We start from the raw sequence: 15,498 nt of genomic DNA, 5'->3' as shown, positions 1-15,498 counted from the left end.
CCTTTTCCTATTTTTCACTTATTTTGTCTATGCTCATCATTTCGCTTTTTAATCTCTGTAATTAACTTTACCATCTCTTCTTTTGCATCTGGATACGTTTCATTCCAATGCTTTACAAGAGCTGGCATCGTTTTAGCAATATACGAATATAACGCCCATTTCTCAACCTTTTGTTTATATTCTTCGTTGCTCTCTCCTAATAATAGCTCTGTATACTTCTGTAGCAAGCCGTCAAACTGTTCTTGAAATTTGTCACTCATCCCTCTAGCTCCCTTCTCATTTCTTCATATTTGATAGTAAATAAATTTAAAGATAGAAACAATTTTCTTGTCCTACTTTTTTAAGTCGTATTAAAAAAGAAGCAGCCTTATTTAGCTGCTTCTCCTATTCGGGCAGTAAAATCCCGATTAGTTCCACTCTATAACTTCGACTGTACAGACTGTAACTTCTTCTCCATGGAGCTGACTTTATCACGGCGATCATCAACACGAATATTTGTTGCTACGCGACCTGCGCCTTTAGAAAATGGAACCTCATGCATTTGTTGAATGACTTCAAATAACACCGGAAGTTCTCCTTCAATAATTGTATTCATTGGTGTTAATTGATACTTCACGCGATCTGCATTTTTCTCAAGTACTTTTTGTATTTCCGCTACATACTCACTTACACTTGTAGTGCCTGTTCCAACTGGAATAATGGTAACATCAACAATTGCCATTTCTGTTCACCTCTTCTGTAGATTCTTTACTATTGTACAAAATTTTCTCCATAACTAAAAATATATCGGCGCTGTTTACAATATATCGGCGCTTCGACACAATATAAAGACCTTCCGACAATATACGACAGAAATTCACCTCAAAAAATGGCTGCTCGTAAAAGCCCGATTGGTTCAACTAACCATCAGTGGGGGATGCCCCCACTGATGGAAATTTTACTTTATTTTCCCAGAATATGCTTATCTACCGTAACTCTTTTCTGTCCGCCCTGCATATATTGATATGACTTCTGCAAGAAATCGCATTTTCGCAACTTTGAAAGGAAGTGGATTATGAAACGTTTATTTATTACCTTATTATTAGCAGGAAGTCTTCTGCTAGGAACAACAGCGTGTGAGAAAGAGAAAGACAAACCAACTTCTTCTCCTCCAGTTGAAAAGCCAGTTCCACCAGAACAAATACCAGCCCCAGCTCCTACCCCAAACCCACAACCTGCTCCTCAACCAGGCCAACCTAATCCACATCAACCAGCACAAGCTGAGACAACTCGAACTATCCAAGAATATGTTTCCACTTTTAACCGTCTTGGAAAGCCATCCGGATATAACTTAGGAAATGTTAAGCTATTCACAGAGGATCAAGCAACTGTTACGTACAATGGAACATTCAGCAATGGTTTAGGATTTGGCATGACAATTTATAAATCTAACGGCAATATCGGTGCTGTTGCTGTTGTCGGTTCAGATGCTTCTGAACAAGACACTTCAGCCTTTTATGCAACGGTAGGTCTTGTTATTTTGAGCTTAGACCCTTCTCTTGGTCAGCAAGGTGTTATGTCTATTTTAGAACAACTTGGATTAACTGATCGCACATCTCATCAATATACAACACAAGCTATTGGCGGGACATTAATGGTAACAGAAAGTAACGGCATCCTCACATTCCAAGCTGTCCATAATTAAATATGAAAAGAGTTACAATCTCAATATATCGGCGTTTTTCACGATATATCGGCGGAAGTGGGGCAGTTTTCTTCCCCTCTCTTCTCCATCCTTTACTGCCCGTTAATGCGGGATAAAGACCTTCCGACAATATACAACAGAAATTCACCTCAAAAAATGGCTGTCGGGAAAATCCCGACAGCCTAAAGTTCAATTTTCTATTTTAAACTGTTCTACTAGCTTTTCCAAATCGCTCATTTCCACTGTTAATTGCTTCATCGTTCCTGACACTTTTTCTAAATGAGTTACCTGTGTTTCTGTCGCTGCATTAACTTCTTCTGATACAGCTGCCGCTTCTGTTTCAATCACAAGAGAAGAAGCTTCTTCCCTTGTATTCACGAAGAGAGTTCCTTATTCTTAAGAAAGAAGAAATTTTCGTTCAGGAGGAACTATGTTACAAAGATTCGGTTTTTCACAATATGAAAGTCAAGCATACGAAGTCCTCGTTTCAAGCGAAGAGCCGCTTGATGCAACGAGCATCGTGAAGTATTCTGGTGTTCCGAAAGCAAAGATATACGAAGTATTGGCACGTCTTATTGATAAAGGCATGGTGATGGATTCTGTTTCTGAAAAGAAAAAACTATATATCGCCTTGCCGCTGCAGCTTGCTATCGAAAAGTTAACCGCAGAATTTCAATCAAATATTGAAGAGTTACAAAACAGCGTATCGAAAAAAATATATACAGATGACCGTGTTTGGAGCTTAAAAATGCAGTCTTCCATTCATGCGCAAAGTAAACAACTTGTGCAGGAAGCAAAGAAATCCATCCGTATGTCTGCATGGAATGATACGTTCCTAGAATATATGCCGTTATTAGAAGAGAAGAAAAAGCAAGGTGTAGAGATAGAAGCACTTGTTGTAGGGAATCTTGATACAACACTAGAACAAATTCACCTTCTCATCCCAACAGAAGAACATGATGCACTTGAACGCTTTTTACTCATCATTATCGATGATCATGAAATTTTATTTGCAGGTGTTGAGCAAAACTCATGGCAAGCAATGAAAACAATGTCTCAGCCATTCGTTAAATTTTTCACAGAATTTTTCTATCATGACGTTGCCCTTGCGAAAATTACAGAAAAGCATCATGATTTATTTATGAACGATGAAGAAATTCGAAGCATATTAATGAAATTACGTTATTAAAAAAACGGACATGTATTCCCACTCATGTCCGTTCTTCATTTTGATTCTTTATATCCGATAACAACGAAATAATTTGTTCATTTTGTTTTATTTGTTCTTCTGAGTTTATATAAATAAAACGAATCCATCGAAACACAAAGGCAAGCAATGCAAGTGGTGCAATCATAAAGATAAATTCGACAGCAGACGTTAACACTGTAAACACCTCCTTTTAACAACATATTCCACAATCTCTTTCAACATCCTTGCACAAAAAAATAGGCATCTCCAAAAGATGCCTATTTCAAAATTCATTATCGACTAACTTACCTTTTTCTTATTCAACTTTACCTCTTTCTTATTCAAATACCAATACACTGGTAATCCAGTTAATACGATACCAATTGACAAGAAACAACTGATTGGATCATTAATAATCGCACTTCCAATTACAAAGAATGATCCTAAAATTGCTATGATTGGTACGATTGGATATAAAGGAACACTATATTCACGTTTTTGTCCTGCATTACGTTTTCGTAAAATGAATACACCGATAAATGTCATCACATAGAAAATATAAATAATAAATACGGAAATCTCGGACAATTTATTCGGGTCACTTACAATCATTAAAATAATACCAAGTAGAATCTCTACAAAAATTGCATTTGCTGGCGTTTTAAACTTATCATTAATTTTCGCAATAAATTTTGAAAACGGTAGCTGACCAAGTTCCGCCATTGATACTGGAATGCGTGGGAATGTTAAAATTTTTCCATTTAAACATCCGAAAATTGAAACGATAACCCCAATACTAATCAATTTCCCACCGTATTCACCTAATAACATTTCAGCCGCTTTTGCTGTTGCATTCTCACTAAGTGCAACAATTTGCGGGGCTGGTAACACTTTTAATAATGCCGTATTAATCAACACATACGCTGCTGTTACCACAAGGATTCCAATTGTCAGCGCTTTTGGCAATAGCTTTGTTGGATTTTTCATTTCACCGCCGATAGACGCTAGTAAAATCCAACCATCATATGCAAATAATGTTGCCAAAATTGCCATCCCAATACTTTGATTTGCGGACGCTGGTACAACGACGTTAAATATATCGCTGTCCCCTTTCCAAAATCCCATCACAATAATAAGTACAACCGGGATCATTTTCCCAACTGTTGTCACAGTTTGAACAATACCCCCATACTTTGTTCCAACACTATTTACAGCACCAAGAAATACAACTGTTCCAATCGCGATTGGTAAATTCCACACTTTATCAATATGGAAAAAGTTTAAAACTAACGAACTAAAATACAATCCTAATGTTCCAATAATTGCTGGTCCATATACAAGTGTTTGCATCCATCCAGATAAATAACCCCAAAATCTTCCGTAAATCTCTTCTAAATACGTATACAAGCCACCATTTTTCGGAATTTGCGCTCCAATTTCTGCAACAGTTAAACCACTTGCTAAGGTTAAAATCCCCCTACTACCCAAGCAAAGATTGCCATGTTAGAACTTCCTGCGTAATCCAGTACCTTACCTGGCTTCATAAATACCCCAGAGCCGATAATTGTTCCGACAACGATTGATAATGCGACTGTTAGGCCAATTTTATTTTTGTCATCGTGATGCATACTGCGTCTCCTCCCTCTAATCCTAGTTTGATCTAAATAAAATAAAATAAAAAAACACTCCTCCCTAAAAAAGGGACGAGTGTTTGATTCGCGGTTCCACCCTTGTTCCAATTGACACGAAGACACAAAGCGCCAATTGCTCAAGTTTCAGATAACGGCTGTTGCCGGCAAACAATTACTAGATGCTCGTTCACTGCTGCAGTTCAAAGGTGGTAAACTATTCTTTCGTATTAGGAAGTTCACAGCCTAAGACTTCCCTCTCTGAGAATCGTAAAAAATAGATCATGTCCTTATCAATACTTTTGTCGAATGTTGTTGTTACTGTTCATTATATTGAATTTTTGAAAAAATGCAAGCGTGTTTTATATTACACATACAAATTATCTCAGTATAATATAACAGATGTAAAGTTCCTCTCTATTAACCCCCAAGCCCCTTCATAATCAAGCCGATAACAAGTGGTCATTACATTCATGCATCAATTTCGTATATCGAAATCACAAAAATAGACAGTGCTCTCACAAGCACTGTCTTATTTATAAAAATAAATTTTTCTTATGCCCCTTGCCCTTGCACTTGTACATCTTCACGATCCATGACTTTCTTCAATACTATAGTTTGAACCACAGTAAATAGGTTACTTGTAATCCAATACAAGACAAGTCCTGATGGTGCAGCAGATCCCATAAATAAAATCATTGCCGGCATCATAAACTGCTGGACTTTTAATACTTGGCTTTGAGCTTGTTCTCCTGTCATATTAGACTGAAATACTTTCATTTGCAGGAATGTTGTCATAGCAGCAAGGACAGGTAAAATGTGATAAGGATCTGCATGTCCTAAATTTACCCATAAGAAAGAAGATGAACGAATCTCTTCCGTGTGACTAATTGCATAGTACAATCCTGAGAAGACCGGCATTTGCAGCAGCAACGGTAAACAACCCATCAGCGGGTTTACACCGTCCTCTCTCATTAAAGTCATCATTTCTTGTTGATATTGCTTTTGTTTTTCCGGATTCTTCGTCGTATCGCCATACTTTTCCTTCAATTTCTGAAGCTTTGGCTGCATTTTTTTCGTTTTTAATTGGCTGCGATATTGCGTAATCGTCAGCGGCAGTAATATCGTACGAACTACAATCGTAATAATGATAATGGCAATCCCAAAGCTATGATTCGGCAAATGGTGCGCCACAAACTGCAGCATAACAGAAATTGGATATACAATAAAGTGATTCCAAAATCCTGGACTATTCGCATCAACTGGTCCTGCATTTGCATTCGCATTACTACAACCAGATAAAACAACAACAAGTAATAAAGATAAACTTACGAGCCAAGCTCGGTATGATTTAAACATATATATATTCCTCCAATGTTTCTTAATTCGTTAACGAAACATTGGTTATATACGGACCTACATCGTCACTCTCTCCGCTTGCTTCTTGCCTGCGAACTGAGTGGGCCATTCCATGTTTATAAAAGATAGAGAAAAGTAAACTATTCCCTATATGCTCCTCACATGTTTCAACGACTGCGAAAGCTTTCTGTCTACCTCTATATGTTTGCTGACGTACAAAACGTGAAACATTAGTGAGAAATAAGACTTCTAATAAACAAAGTGCCGTTGTTACAACAGATATACATAACATTGCATCTTGCAATAGGAATTCCATCTCTTCACATCCTTATGACAGGATTATATCATACTGCTTCCACATGTAAATTCCTTATATTTTACATATTCATGTTTTTATTCATACACTTAAATTGTAAAAATTTTATAAAATTTTCGTATAATAATAAAACTATTGCCAGTGTTTGAAAAAAGCATTATTCTCTTCTTGTAATCAAAAACGAATATGGAGATGAAAACAGACTATGGGCCAACTAGGAGACGCCGATTACGTTCCCGATACCGCCTTTTTAGCATTCCCAGCCGCAAAAACATTGCATTTAGAATTCATCATTCAACTTGTTGTTATTTCAGTCGCTTCAATCCTCTATGCAATTTCAATGAATATGTTTTTTATTCCACACCACATGATTAGTGGCGGCTTTGCTGGCGTTGGGATGATTATCGGTTACTTAATGCACTATAGCATTGGTGCACTCATCTTTTTATTAAACATTCCACTGCTCTTTCTTAGCTATTTTTATCTAGGAAAGAAAACAACTTTTTTAACAGCATACTTTCTTGCTGTATCGACTCTTGCAATGAATATCATTCCAGTTCATCAAATTTCTGAGGATGTTTTGCTGTCTTCTGTTTTTGGTGGTGTATTATGCGGAGCTGCAACAGGAATCATTTTCCGCTTTGCTTCTTCGACAGGTGGATTCGATATTATTGGGTTAATTGTAGCAAAACATAGAGATATTTCTATTGGATCCATTATTTTTGCCTTTAACCTTATTCTACTTGCAGTCGGTGGTTTTATTTTTGGATGGGATATTACACTTTACACACTTATCAGCCGATTTGTTGTAAGTAAAGTCATCGATTCTATTCATACAAAGCACATTAAATTAACAGTGATGACCGTTACAGAAAAAGGAAGTGCCATTAAAAAAGCATTACTACAAAACGGAATTCGCGGTGTAACAATGGTTGATGCTGTCGGTGGATATACAGATCATAAGAAAAAAATGATTTACACAGTTGTTACGCGCTATGAATTAGGAGAAATTAAACGTCTAATCCGACACGTTGATAGCCATGCTTTTATTAACATTACAGAAACAGTAGAAGTGGTTGGACGATTTAAACGTATATAACAAAACGCAAGGAGGAAATCCTTGCGTTTTTATTTGCATATAAAAGAGTTCCGTAAAAGCCCGATTGGTTCAACTAACCATCAGTGGGGGATGAAAAACCCCCCACTGATGGAAGTTTCACTTTATGATATAGAAGGAAATGGAAAGATGTTTATAGCTATGTGAAACATCAAAAACTAGAAATATCAGATAATTATTTTTATTCAAATCTAAAACATGTTATACTATGTATATATCATAAAAGTAGATAATAACTATATCTTCTTATTTAATTTTTATTAATTAAAATTCAGGTCCTCCTGTTCAAATGATGACGATAAAGGAGATGAACGTATGAACAAACGAATTAGATTTATAATTGCTACATTATTTGCCGTAGCAGGCGGTCTCGTATGCTTTTGGACAAATACTCATACTGGTGAAAATTTATATATGAATGGAATCGATTCTATTGTAAGCGCTTCAATTTTAGGCTCGTTTACTTTCTTCCTTTTCAATCCGGAAGAGAACGCAAGAAAAACAACACTTTTAACGATGATTGGAATTGTCGGCGGTTGTATCTCATTTTCAACAACAACTTATGATTTACCTCTGCAACTTAGTACAGCTTTCTTCCATGGTCTTTGGACTTGGTTTATCGCATTTTGCTTAGCAGATATCTTTGATTTACTACAAGATGAAAGCCATGTTCAAATGGAAAGTAATTCGTAATAAAAAAGAAGGTGGTCTCTGAAATGTGCCCTTTGTAAAGGGTACATTTCAGAGACCACCTTTTTCGACATAGAATGGATATTTTTAATTTATTGTCTGAGCAAACACACGTTTAATTTGTTTACGGAATCCTACCGCTGCACCTGCTGCCACGACCACAACAACACCGATAATAATCTTTCCAATATGGCCTTCAACCGCTCTAAAAATATTATCTAAGTTTCCACCTAACCAATAACCGCCCCCTAAAAAGAATGATACCCAAAGCAATGCTCCAGAATAAATCGTCATCGCGAAGCGGCGAAATGGTAAATTAATAATTCCTGCAAAGTATCCTGTAAAATGACGCACACCAGGAATAAAGAAACCAATAAAGATTAAAAAATAACCGTACTTATCAAACCATTTATTCGTTAAATCAATTTTGCGCTGTGTTAAAAAGACATATTTTCCGTACCTTTGTATAAATGGCATCCCAAGCTTGTTTCCGACAAAGTACTGAATTGTCATACCTACACTTGTTCCTACAAAAGATAAAAAAATTAGCGGCACTAGATGTAGCTCACCGGTATGTGCCAAATACCCTGCATACGCTAATGTTGGCTCTCCCGGAAACGGAAATGCAATATACTCTAGCATCAATCCAATAAGTACAACATAGTAGGCATGCTGTTGAAATAAGTCGTGAATCCATTCCATCTCTCGCTCTCCTTTTCTTATTGATACCCATTCTTCTAGCACGTACTGATTTTGTATCTTTATTGTATAAAAACCTTGTCGAAACTACTATCGCAATGGCTTACAATAAGATTACATTTTTGTAAGGAAAGTGCTTTGTATATAATTCATCACTTTCTTTTGTTTGCTGTAAAACGTTTCAAGCAGAACAAAAGAAAGTGATTATATATTTTTTCATATTAAAGACCCATACAGTTTTTCCACTTCTTCCTCAATTTTCTTCACATCGATACGTTCAAATAACGGTGATACATTCGAAATATAAGCTGGACATTCAGTGATGTAATTCCATTTGCTCTGAGAAACCTCTAACATTTGTTGTACTTGTGCAGATGAAAACGGAAGAAACGGCGCTAATACTTGTGCAAAGTTTATAATGAAATGAACGCAATTTCGCATTGTTTCATCGCAGGCTCTCTTGTCCTCTTTTATTTGTTTCCAAGGCTGTCTCTCATCGAAATATTTATTAGCATAACGAATCGTTTCAAAAATTAGTTCTAGTGCTTGTTTAAAATGCGCTTTTTCAATCAATCGCCCTGCTTCCATATATAATCCTTTTAGCTTTTCTTCAATTTCTTGATTGATGTGTCCAGTTGGTACAGTATTCTCGTAATATTTTTCAAGAAACTTCAGCGTTCTATTAACAAAGTTTCCATATGCTCCTAACAATTCACTATTATGACTATAAATAAACTCTCGCCACGAAAAATCTGTATCTCGATTTTCTGGTGCGTTTATAGTTAAAAAATAGCGTATCGAATCAGGATTATATTCCTTTAACATGTCTGGTATCCATACAGCCCAGTTCCTACTCGTAGATAACTTCCTTTTTTCCACCGTTAAATATTCATTAGAAACAATATATTCTGGTAATGCTTTCGCTTGTATTCCCTGCAAAATAGCTGGCCAAATAATTGTATGAAATGGAATATTATCTTTGCCATGCACATAATACGTCCGTGTATCCGCTTGCCAAAATGGTGTATCATCACAGTTTATTTCTTGTGCCCATTGTTTACTTGCTGAATAATAACCAGACACAGCCTCAATCCAAACGTACACCTTCTTCTCTTCGTACCCAGCAACCGGAACGCTTACTCCAATTGGCAAATCTCTTGAAACAGCACGGTCTTGTAATCCTTCTTGTAAATATCGCTGCGCCAGCTGCACGGCGTTCTCACGCCACGTGCCATTCTGTTTCACCGTTTCTATATACTCTTCTAACTGCTTCTGTAATGACGTTAGTGCAAAATAAAAATGCTCTGTCTCCTTAATTGTTGGCACACTGCCACACAACTTACATGTTTTCTCTAATAAATCTATCGGATCCAAAATAGCAGAACATGCATCGCACTGATCACCACGCGCCTGTGCGCCGCATTGCGGACAAATCCCTTCCACATAACGGTCCGGCAAAAACTGCGCACAAGTCTCACAATATGTTTGCTCCACCTTCTTTTTATAAATAAGCCCCTTTTCTAAAAGCTCTAAGAAAATGTTCTGAACTACTTCATGATGATGAACACAGTCAGTACGTGTATAGCAATCATAGGAAAAACCTAACTTCTGAAAACATCGTTCAAATTCCTCATGATAGCGATCCGCAATTGTTTTTACACTTACTCTCTCCTGCTTAGCACGAATTGCAATCGGTGTACCGTTACAGTCACTTCCTGATACATATAACACATTGTCTCCTTTTAAACGGTAATAACGCGCTAAAATATCTCCTGGCAGTAAACTAGCAATATGACCAAGGTGCAATGAACCATTTGCATATGGCCAAGCGCCTCCAATAAAAATATTCATCCTACATGCCCCCCTTTAAAAATAAAAAAGCCTCGCCCCTATCTTTTAAAAAGATAAGGACGAGGCTGTATATACAGTCGTGGTACCACCTTATTTCGTCAATCGCTCACACGACTGACCTCTGCAAGTACGGAGCAACTATTGCTCGTATACTGTGACTTTGATAACGAGAGCCAACACTCGTCGTCGCCTACTATTATCAAGTGATAAGTTCAGGACGAAGCTCAGAGGCCATTGTTCAAATGAGTATTCTTGCTTCTTCTCAGCTACCGAAGCTCTCTGGAAAGAATGATTTCATTCTACTTTTCCTCTTCAACGCTTTTCATATGTAATTTACATTTTATAATATTATACAGAAAAATCAAACTATTCGTTCGTTTTATTTCAAAAAAAATTACAATTCATTCCATTGAAAGGAAATTCCATGTTTACGAAGAACTTATACATCTTCATGGAAAGGGGAGATCATTTTGAATCAACAGCAATTAAGCGCAAAGAATAAAGCGGGCTGGAGTAAAGCCGCTTATGAAGCTTGGACAAATCGCCACGGAACGCCGCATTCTTTTGGCAAGCAAATACGGGAAAACCCTACTGCCGAGGTCGCTTATTATTTGCCTTACATCGGTGAAATGCGAGGAAAACGAATTATAAATTTAATGGGATCAAAAGGAAGTAAGGCGGTTGCCCTTTCATTATTAGGGGCAGAAGTAACGGTTGTCGATATTTCAGAGAGCAATGCGAAATATGCTAAAGAACTTGCCGCAGCCGCTAAAACACATATTGAATACATCGTGTCTGATGTACTAGATTTACCAGAGACAATAGGCTCATTCGACGTAGTATTACTTGAGCTTGGTGTGCTCCACTATTTCATAGATTTAGAGCCTTTATTTACACTTATTTCTCAATTGCTAAAACAAGGTGGAACATTCCTTTTACGCGACTATCACCCAATGTATACAAAACTTCTACAAATAGAAGATAACCAAGCAATCGCAAATGGAAATTACTTTTATGAAGATGTAATCGAAGTAGATGTAGCATACAGTATGCTCTTATCAGAAGCAGAGCGCTCCTCTTTACCTAAAAATACGATTCGCAGATGGACGTTAGGAGAAATTGTAACAAAAATCGCCCAAGCTGGACTCCGTATCGAAGAGCTCACAGAAGAATGTGGGGCAAAGCAAAAATGGGTCTTTCCACCTCACGCGCCGGAAGGAATTGAACGTCGCATTCCTGGACTATATACACTGATCGCCAAAAATATATAGAAAAACTCTCTTTAAAATGAAGAGAGTTTTTCTTCTATGTATAGCGCGTATAAGTCGAAGTTGGGGATTACTAAAGCGTGATTAAATAGGATAAAGTGAAACTTTATGAGGAATACTTTTTTGATCTAGAAAAAAATGCTGTGAGCTCAATCACTGCATCTTCTCTTTCCATCTTGTATAATGAGAATAAATATCAATCATGAATAGAGGTGTTTTCATATGTCTCAAACTTTAGAAGATAAAGTATATGCCAATTTAGAAGCTGTAATTGACCCTGAGCTTGGCGTAGATATTATAAACCTTGGGCTAGTATATGATGTCACAACTGACGAACACAATAATGCTGTTATTACAATGACAATGACTTCTATCGGTTGTCCAATGGCTGGACAAATTGTATCTGATGTAAAAAAGGTATTATCGACAAATGTTCCAGAGGTAAATGAAATAGAAGTAAATGTTGTTTGGAATCCTCCTTGGTCCAAAGAACGTATGTCCCGCATGGCAAAAATCGCACTAGGAATTCGCGATTAGATAAAAAAAGACCTGACATTATCAAAGTCAGGTCTTCTTTATTTCTTATTTTACACCTACTGCATCATATGCTTTTGTTACAGCTTGTACTTCTTTAGAATTTTGGCCGTATAAATCTGTAGCCGCTTGAATTGCAGCTTTGCGCATCATGCTAAAGTTTGAGTTTGCAGTTAAATATTTTGTAAGAGCACGGTAATAAATTTTTTCTGTTGCTGCGCGGCCAACACCATTTACAGTAACACCGTAATGAGTGCCACCTTCAGAAACTAAGTATGCAGCTTTGTTGTTAATACTGCTATTAATATGAACACCACCATTATCAACCGTTCCTGTGTAGCGTTTACTGTAATGATCTGGATAGCCTTCAGTTGGCTTTAATGGATTTGGAATAGCTGCAGGATTGCTTAAAGAACGCAGTGCATCTCCCGCTTTACCTGGCGTATAAATATCTTCTCCCATCTCCCAATCATCACGGTCCACCATTGCGCCCATAATATCAGATAACGATTCATTTAATGCACCAGGTTCGTTTTTATACACTAGATCTGCGGAGTATTCTGTTACTGCATGAGTCAGCTCATGCGCAATAACATCAAGTCCAGCTGATAATGGAATGAATACTTTTCCATCACCATCACCATACATCATTTGGACACCGTTCCACGCTGCATTATTCCATTTCTCCCCTACGTGAACAGTAGAAATTAACTTCGCTCCGTTGTTATCAAAGGAATTACGATTGAATGTTTTCTTATAATAATCGTATACTTTCTCAGCATTAGCGTGCGCATCAACAGCTGCTTTATCCTCGAAGAATTTATTTTTACTTTCTATTTCCTCACCGGTATATCCAAGCCATTGTGAGAATAAGTTGAACCAATTTTCATCCATATTTTCTGCATCAAATGTATGAACACCTTTTCCACGTGTCCCATCGAATAAATAAAAAGCTCCAGTTTTTGAGTCCTGTGCCATTTCAAAACTTGTTCGATTTCCCGCTACACCGTAACCAAATCCAGTAATATGATCAATCGCATTGTACTTCTCAATGACATTTCCGTTTGTTGCATCAACGAAATAATGCCAATAGCCTGGTGCCGGTTTTGAAGTAGATGCTTTTACAAGATAAGACAGATAATATTGCCCATCTTTTTCATATACATATAAATCTTTCTTAATACCATCATAGTTGTCTACTTTTCCAATTTCTTTCTCAATACCAGCTTTTGCAATATTTACAGCCTCATCTTCTGAAATACTTGCATTTTCTGGGATATTTTTATTTTCTAAATTCGGTATAACTTGTCCGAAAAATGCTTTCACATTATTATCTTTATCAATTGCTACTGTTTGATCAGAGCCATATACAGGAACACCATTATATTTTTCAATAAGCTTCACATGCGTTGTTCCCGCTTCTGCGTCTTTTTCTTCTCCAACGATTTCAAAATGTTTCTCCATATTTCCTGCTAATTTAAACATGTCTTTCTTACTCTTTAAATACTCAAACACCGTTTCTTTTTTATCTAGTCCTTCCGGTGCTTTCCACTCTTCCCCAATATAAGATGGTGTCTGAAATTCTTGGTTATATTGAACTTTTTGCTCTGCTGCATATGTACGTGACGTACCAAATGTCGCAAATCCCCTAAAGCTAGAGATAAAGCTAACGTTGAAGATAATACCTTCTTTTTCAAAAACAACACTCCCCATCCCCTAATGTTTTGACACTTTTATACAATTCTAGAGATAATAGTAATAACCTCCCGTTTAAATTTTAGAAAATTTCGACAGAAAATTCATACAAAAAAAGAGCAGCGCTATCTATAGACGCTACTCGTGGCATATTTTTATTAACGGGCAGTAAGCCGCCCCCTCACTGTTGAAAGTTTCACTTAATTATTGTTTCTTCATCTCAATTACTAAATAATGAGCTGTTTCTGCTGCTTGAATGTGGATATCTTCTTCAATGACTTCTGCTGCATCTCTCATCACTAACGTTTCACCATTCACAATGCCGCTTCCTTCAATTTGAACCAAATAAGCTTGACGCCCTTCACCAACTGGGAATGTAATCTCTTTTCCTTTTTCTAAAGCAAGAGAGTACAGATTTGCATCTTGATGAATTTCAATCGGTGCACCGCCATCAATTGGTGAAACCATGTGGAACCATGTATTCTCACGTTTATTCCAATCAAATTTAAATTCACCGTAATTTGGCGTATGACCAGCACGGTCTGGTAAAATCCAAATTTGCAGAAGACGCAATGTTTCATCTCCTAAGTTGTGCTCACTATGGAAGACACCTGTTCCAGCACTCATGTATTGCACATGACCGCGCTCAATTGTCCCGCGGTTTCCCATACTATCTTGGTGCGTTAATGCCCCGTCCACTACATAAGAAATAATCTCCATATCACGGTGTGGATGCGTATCAAATCCTGTTTGTGCTGCTACTAAATCATCATTAATTACGCGAAGTGCACCAAATCTCATATTATTTGGGTTGTAGTAATCTGCAAATGAAAAATGAAAATGTGTATTTAACCAACCGTGATTTGCTCTTCCCATTTGTTTATGATCAATTTTTTTGAACATATCCTTCACCTCATTTTATCTCGAATTCGAGATATTTATTTAAAATTTTTATGATTGTAATTTACGAAGTAATGCTAGCAGCTGTTTCTGTTCCTCGCGATCCAACTTGCAAAATTGCGCTGCTTGAAATCTTTCTTGGGGCGGAACAACTTCTTCATACAGTGCTTTACCTTTCTCTGTTAAGGAAAGATATTTCGTTTTTCCGTCTTGCTCTCTTTGAATCAAATCAAGCTGCTCCATTTTACTCAAAAGCTGCGTAACGTTTCCTTTTGTAACGAAAAGCTTTTGCCCTAATTCTTGCTGTGTTAAACGATCTCCTGCTCCAACTTGCACTAATACATCAAATTGTGCAGCAGACAAATCCCATTTTTTTAAATGCTGATTCGTTTCTCTAATACTTTGGTTGTAAAAGCGTGATAAACGAAACCATACTAATAAACCAAGTCGTTCATCTGTTTTCATTCCATCACCTCGCTAAGCTTTGTAACTATAGTTTAGAACTAAACTATAGAAATGTCAACTACTTTCTTTTTGTAGGTAAAACTAAAACATAGTGCCGGATTCA

17 protein-coding genes, 2 pseudogenes and 2 other annotated features are annotated in these 15,498 nt (G+C 37.0%); of the genes and pseudogenes, 7 read left to right on the top strand and 12 right to left on the bottom strand.

Going from position 1 to position 15,498, the window contains the following annotated elements; all coding sequences use genetic code 11:
• Nucleotides 1-14: 14 nt before the first annotated feature.
• Together ACEWFJ_RS03585 and ACEWFJ_RS03580 are read right to left on the bottom strand one after the other, a co-directional pair.
• Complete coding sequence (locus ACEWFJ_RS03585; protein ID WP_098308883.1) at nucleotides 15-260, bottom strand: YusU family protein; 246 nt, start codon at nucleotides 258-260, stop codon at nucleotides 15-17.
• A gap of 158 nt (nucleotides 261-418) precedes the next feature.
• Nucleotides 419-721 (bottom strand): MTH1187 family thiamine-binding protein, encoded by a 303-nt coding sequence (locus ACEWFJ_RS03580; protein ID WP_090998954.1) that lies wholly within the window; start codon nucleotides 719-721, stop codon nucleotides 419-421.
• A gap of 333 nt (nucleotides 722-1,054) precedes the next feature.
• Between ACEWFJ_RS03580 and ACEWFJ_RS03575 the strand changes: the two genes are divergently transcribed.
• Nucleotides 1,055-1,684 carry an adhesin gene (locus ACEWFJ_RS03575; RefSeq protein ID WP_440602998.1) on the top strand — a complete coding sequence of 210 codons (630 nt, stop codon included), beginning with the start codon at nucleotides 1,055-1,057 and terminating at the stop codon, nucleotides 1,682-1,684.
• A 189-nt stretch (nucleotides 1,685-1,873) separates the two neighbouring features.
• On the opposite strand, the gene ACEWFJ_RS03570 is transcribed toward ACEWFJ_RS03575, so the two are convergent.
• On the bottom strand, nucleotides 1,874-2,062 hold the full coding sequence (locus ACEWFJ_RS03570) for a hypothetical protein (RefSeq protein WP_473692658.1): 189 nt from the start codon (nucleotides 2,060-2,062) through the stop codon (nucleotides 1,874-1,876).
• 52 nt (nucleotides 2,063-2,114) lie between these two features.
• Between ACEWFJ_RS03570 and ACEWFJ_RS03565 the strand changes: the two genes are divergently transcribed.
• Entirely contained in the window at nucleotides 2,115-2,873 is a 759-nt protein-coding gene (locus ACEWFJ_RS03565; RefSeq protein ID WP_473690458.1) for a TrmB family transcriptional regulator, read from the top strand.
• A gap of 22 nt (nucleotides 2,874-2,895) precedes the next feature.
• Here the strand turns inward: ACEWFJ_RS03565 and ACEWFJ_RS03560 are convergent, their stop codons facing one another.
• The 4 genes and pseudogenes from ACEWFJ_RS03560 to ACEWFJ_RS03545 form a co-directional block, all read right to left on the bottom strand.
• Nucleotides 2,896-3,069: a hypothetical protein gene (locus tag ACEWFJ_RS03560; RefSeq protein WP_473690456.1), complete on the bottom strand. Its 174-nt coding sequence runs from the start codon at nucleotides 3,067-3,069 to the stop codon at nucleotides 2,896-2,898.
• 104 nt (nucleotides 3,070-3,173) lie between these two features.
• Nucleotides 3,174-4,501, bottom strand: a pseudogene (locus tag ACEWFJ_RS03555) (APC family permease).
• Nucleotides 4,502-4,569: 68 nt separating this feature from the next.
• Nucleotides 4,570-4,807, bottom strand: a binding site (T-box leader).
• 249 nt (nucleotides 4,808-5,056) lie between these two features.
• Nucleotides 5,057-5,860 (bottom strand): membrane protein insertase YidC, encoded by an 804-nt coding sequence (yidC, locus tag ACEWFJ_RS03550; protein ID WP_473690454.1) that lies wholly within the window; start codon nucleotides 5,858-5,860, stop codon nucleotides 5,057-5,059.
• A 22-nt stretch (nucleotides 5,861-5,882) separates the two neighbouring features.
• Entirely contained in the window at nucleotides 5,883-6,176 is a 294-nt protein-coding gene (locus ACEWFJ_RS03545) for a hypothetical protein (protein WP_098308893.1), read from the bottom strand.
• A gap of 205 nt (nucleotides 6,177-6,381) precedes the next feature.
• Here ACEWFJ_RS03545 and ACEWFJ_RS03540 point away from each other — a divergent pair, with 205 nt between their 5' ends.
• From ACEWFJ_RS03540 to ACEWFJ_RS03530, 3 genes are all read left to right on the top strand, one after another.
• A complete protein-coding gene (locus tag ACEWFJ_RS03540; RefSeq protein WP_473690452.1) occupies nucleotides 6,382-7,275 on the top strand; it encodes a YitT family protein in 894 nt (297 codons plus the stop codon).
• 21 nt (nucleotides 7,276-7,296) lie between these two features.
• Entirely contained in the window at nucleotides 7,297-7,440 is a 144-nt protein-coding gene (locus ACEWFJ_RS03535) for a hypothetical protein (RefSeq protein WP_473690450.1), read from the top strand.
• 168 nt (nucleotides 7,441-7,608) lie between these two features.
• Complete coding sequence (locus tag ACEWFJ_RS03530) at nucleotides 7,609-7,986, top strand: DUF3938 domain-containing protein (protein WP_429719260.1); 378 nt, start codon at nucleotides 7,609-7,611, stop codon at nucleotides 7,984-7,986.
• 84 nt (nucleotides 7,987-8,070) lie between these two features.
• Here ACEWFJ_RS03530 and ACEWFJ_RS03525 read toward each other — a convergent pair whose 3' ends face one another.
• A complete protein-coding gene (locus ACEWFJ_RS03525; RefSeq protein WP_473690448.1) occupies nucleotides 8,071-8,685 on the bottom strand; it encodes a DedA family protein in 615 nt (204 codons plus the stop codon).
• A gap of 213 nt (nucleotides 8,686-8,898) precedes the next feature.
• A complete protein-coding gene (metG, locus tag ACEWFJ_RS03520) occupies nucleotides 8,899-10,533 on the bottom strand; it encodes a methionine--tRNA ligase (protein ID WP_473690446.1) in 1,635 nt (544 codons plus the stop codon).
• A gap of 52 nt (nucleotides 10,534-10,585) precedes the next feature.
• Nucleotides 10,586-10,858, bottom strand: a binding site (T-box leader).
• A gap of 145 nt (nucleotides 10,859-11,003) precedes the next feature.
• Here metG and ACEWFJ_RS03515 point away from each other — a divergent pair.
• Together ACEWFJ_RS03515 and ACEWFJ_RS03510 are read left to right on the top strand one after the other, a co-directional pair.
• On the top strand, nucleotides 11,004-11,804 hold the full coding sequence (locus ACEWFJ_RS03515; RefSeq protein WP_473690444.1) for a class I SAM-dependent methyltransferase: 801 nt from the start codon (nucleotides 11,004-11,006) through the stop codon (nucleotides 11,802-11,804).
• 219 nt (nucleotides 11,805-12,023) lie between these two features.
• On the top strand, nucleotides 12,024-12,338 hold the full coding sequence (locus tag ACEWFJ_RS03510; protein ID WP_473690442.1) for a metal-sulfur cluster assembly factor: 315 nt from the start codon (nucleotides 12,024-12,026) through the stop codon (nucleotides 12,336-12,338).
• Between the two features lie 45 nt (nucleotides 12,339-12,383).
• On the opposite strand, the pseudogene ACEWFJ_RS03505 reads toward ACEWFJ_RS03510, so the two are convergent.
• The 3 genes and pseudogenes from ACEWFJ_RS03505 to ACEWFJ_RS03495 form a co-directional block, all read right to left on the bottom strand.
• Nucleotides 12,384-14,032: pseudogene (locus ACEWFJ_RS03505) on the bottom strand (M4 family metallopeptidase).
• A 202-nt stretch (nucleotides 14,033-14,234) separates the two neighbouring features.
• Nucleotides 14,235-14,933, bottom strand: coding sequence for a pirin family protein (locus ACEWFJ_RS03500; RefSeq protein ID WP_098308906.1), 699 nt, complete (start codon nucleotides 14,931-14,933; stop codon nucleotides 14,235-14,237).
• Between the two features lie 48 nt (nucleotides 14,934-14,981).
• Nucleotides 14,982-15,395 (bottom strand): MarR family winged helix-turn-helix transcriptional regulator, encoded by a 414-nt coding sequence (locus ACEWFJ_RS03495; protein WP_473690440.1) that lies wholly within the window; start codon nucleotides 15,393-15,395, stop codon nucleotides 14,982-14,984.
• Nucleotides 15,396-15,498: the final 103 nt, after the last annotated feature.

The organism is Bacillus sp. EA-CB0995 (assembly GCF_055814245.1).
This window is presented reverse-complemented; position numbering and strand designations above follow the sequence as displayed.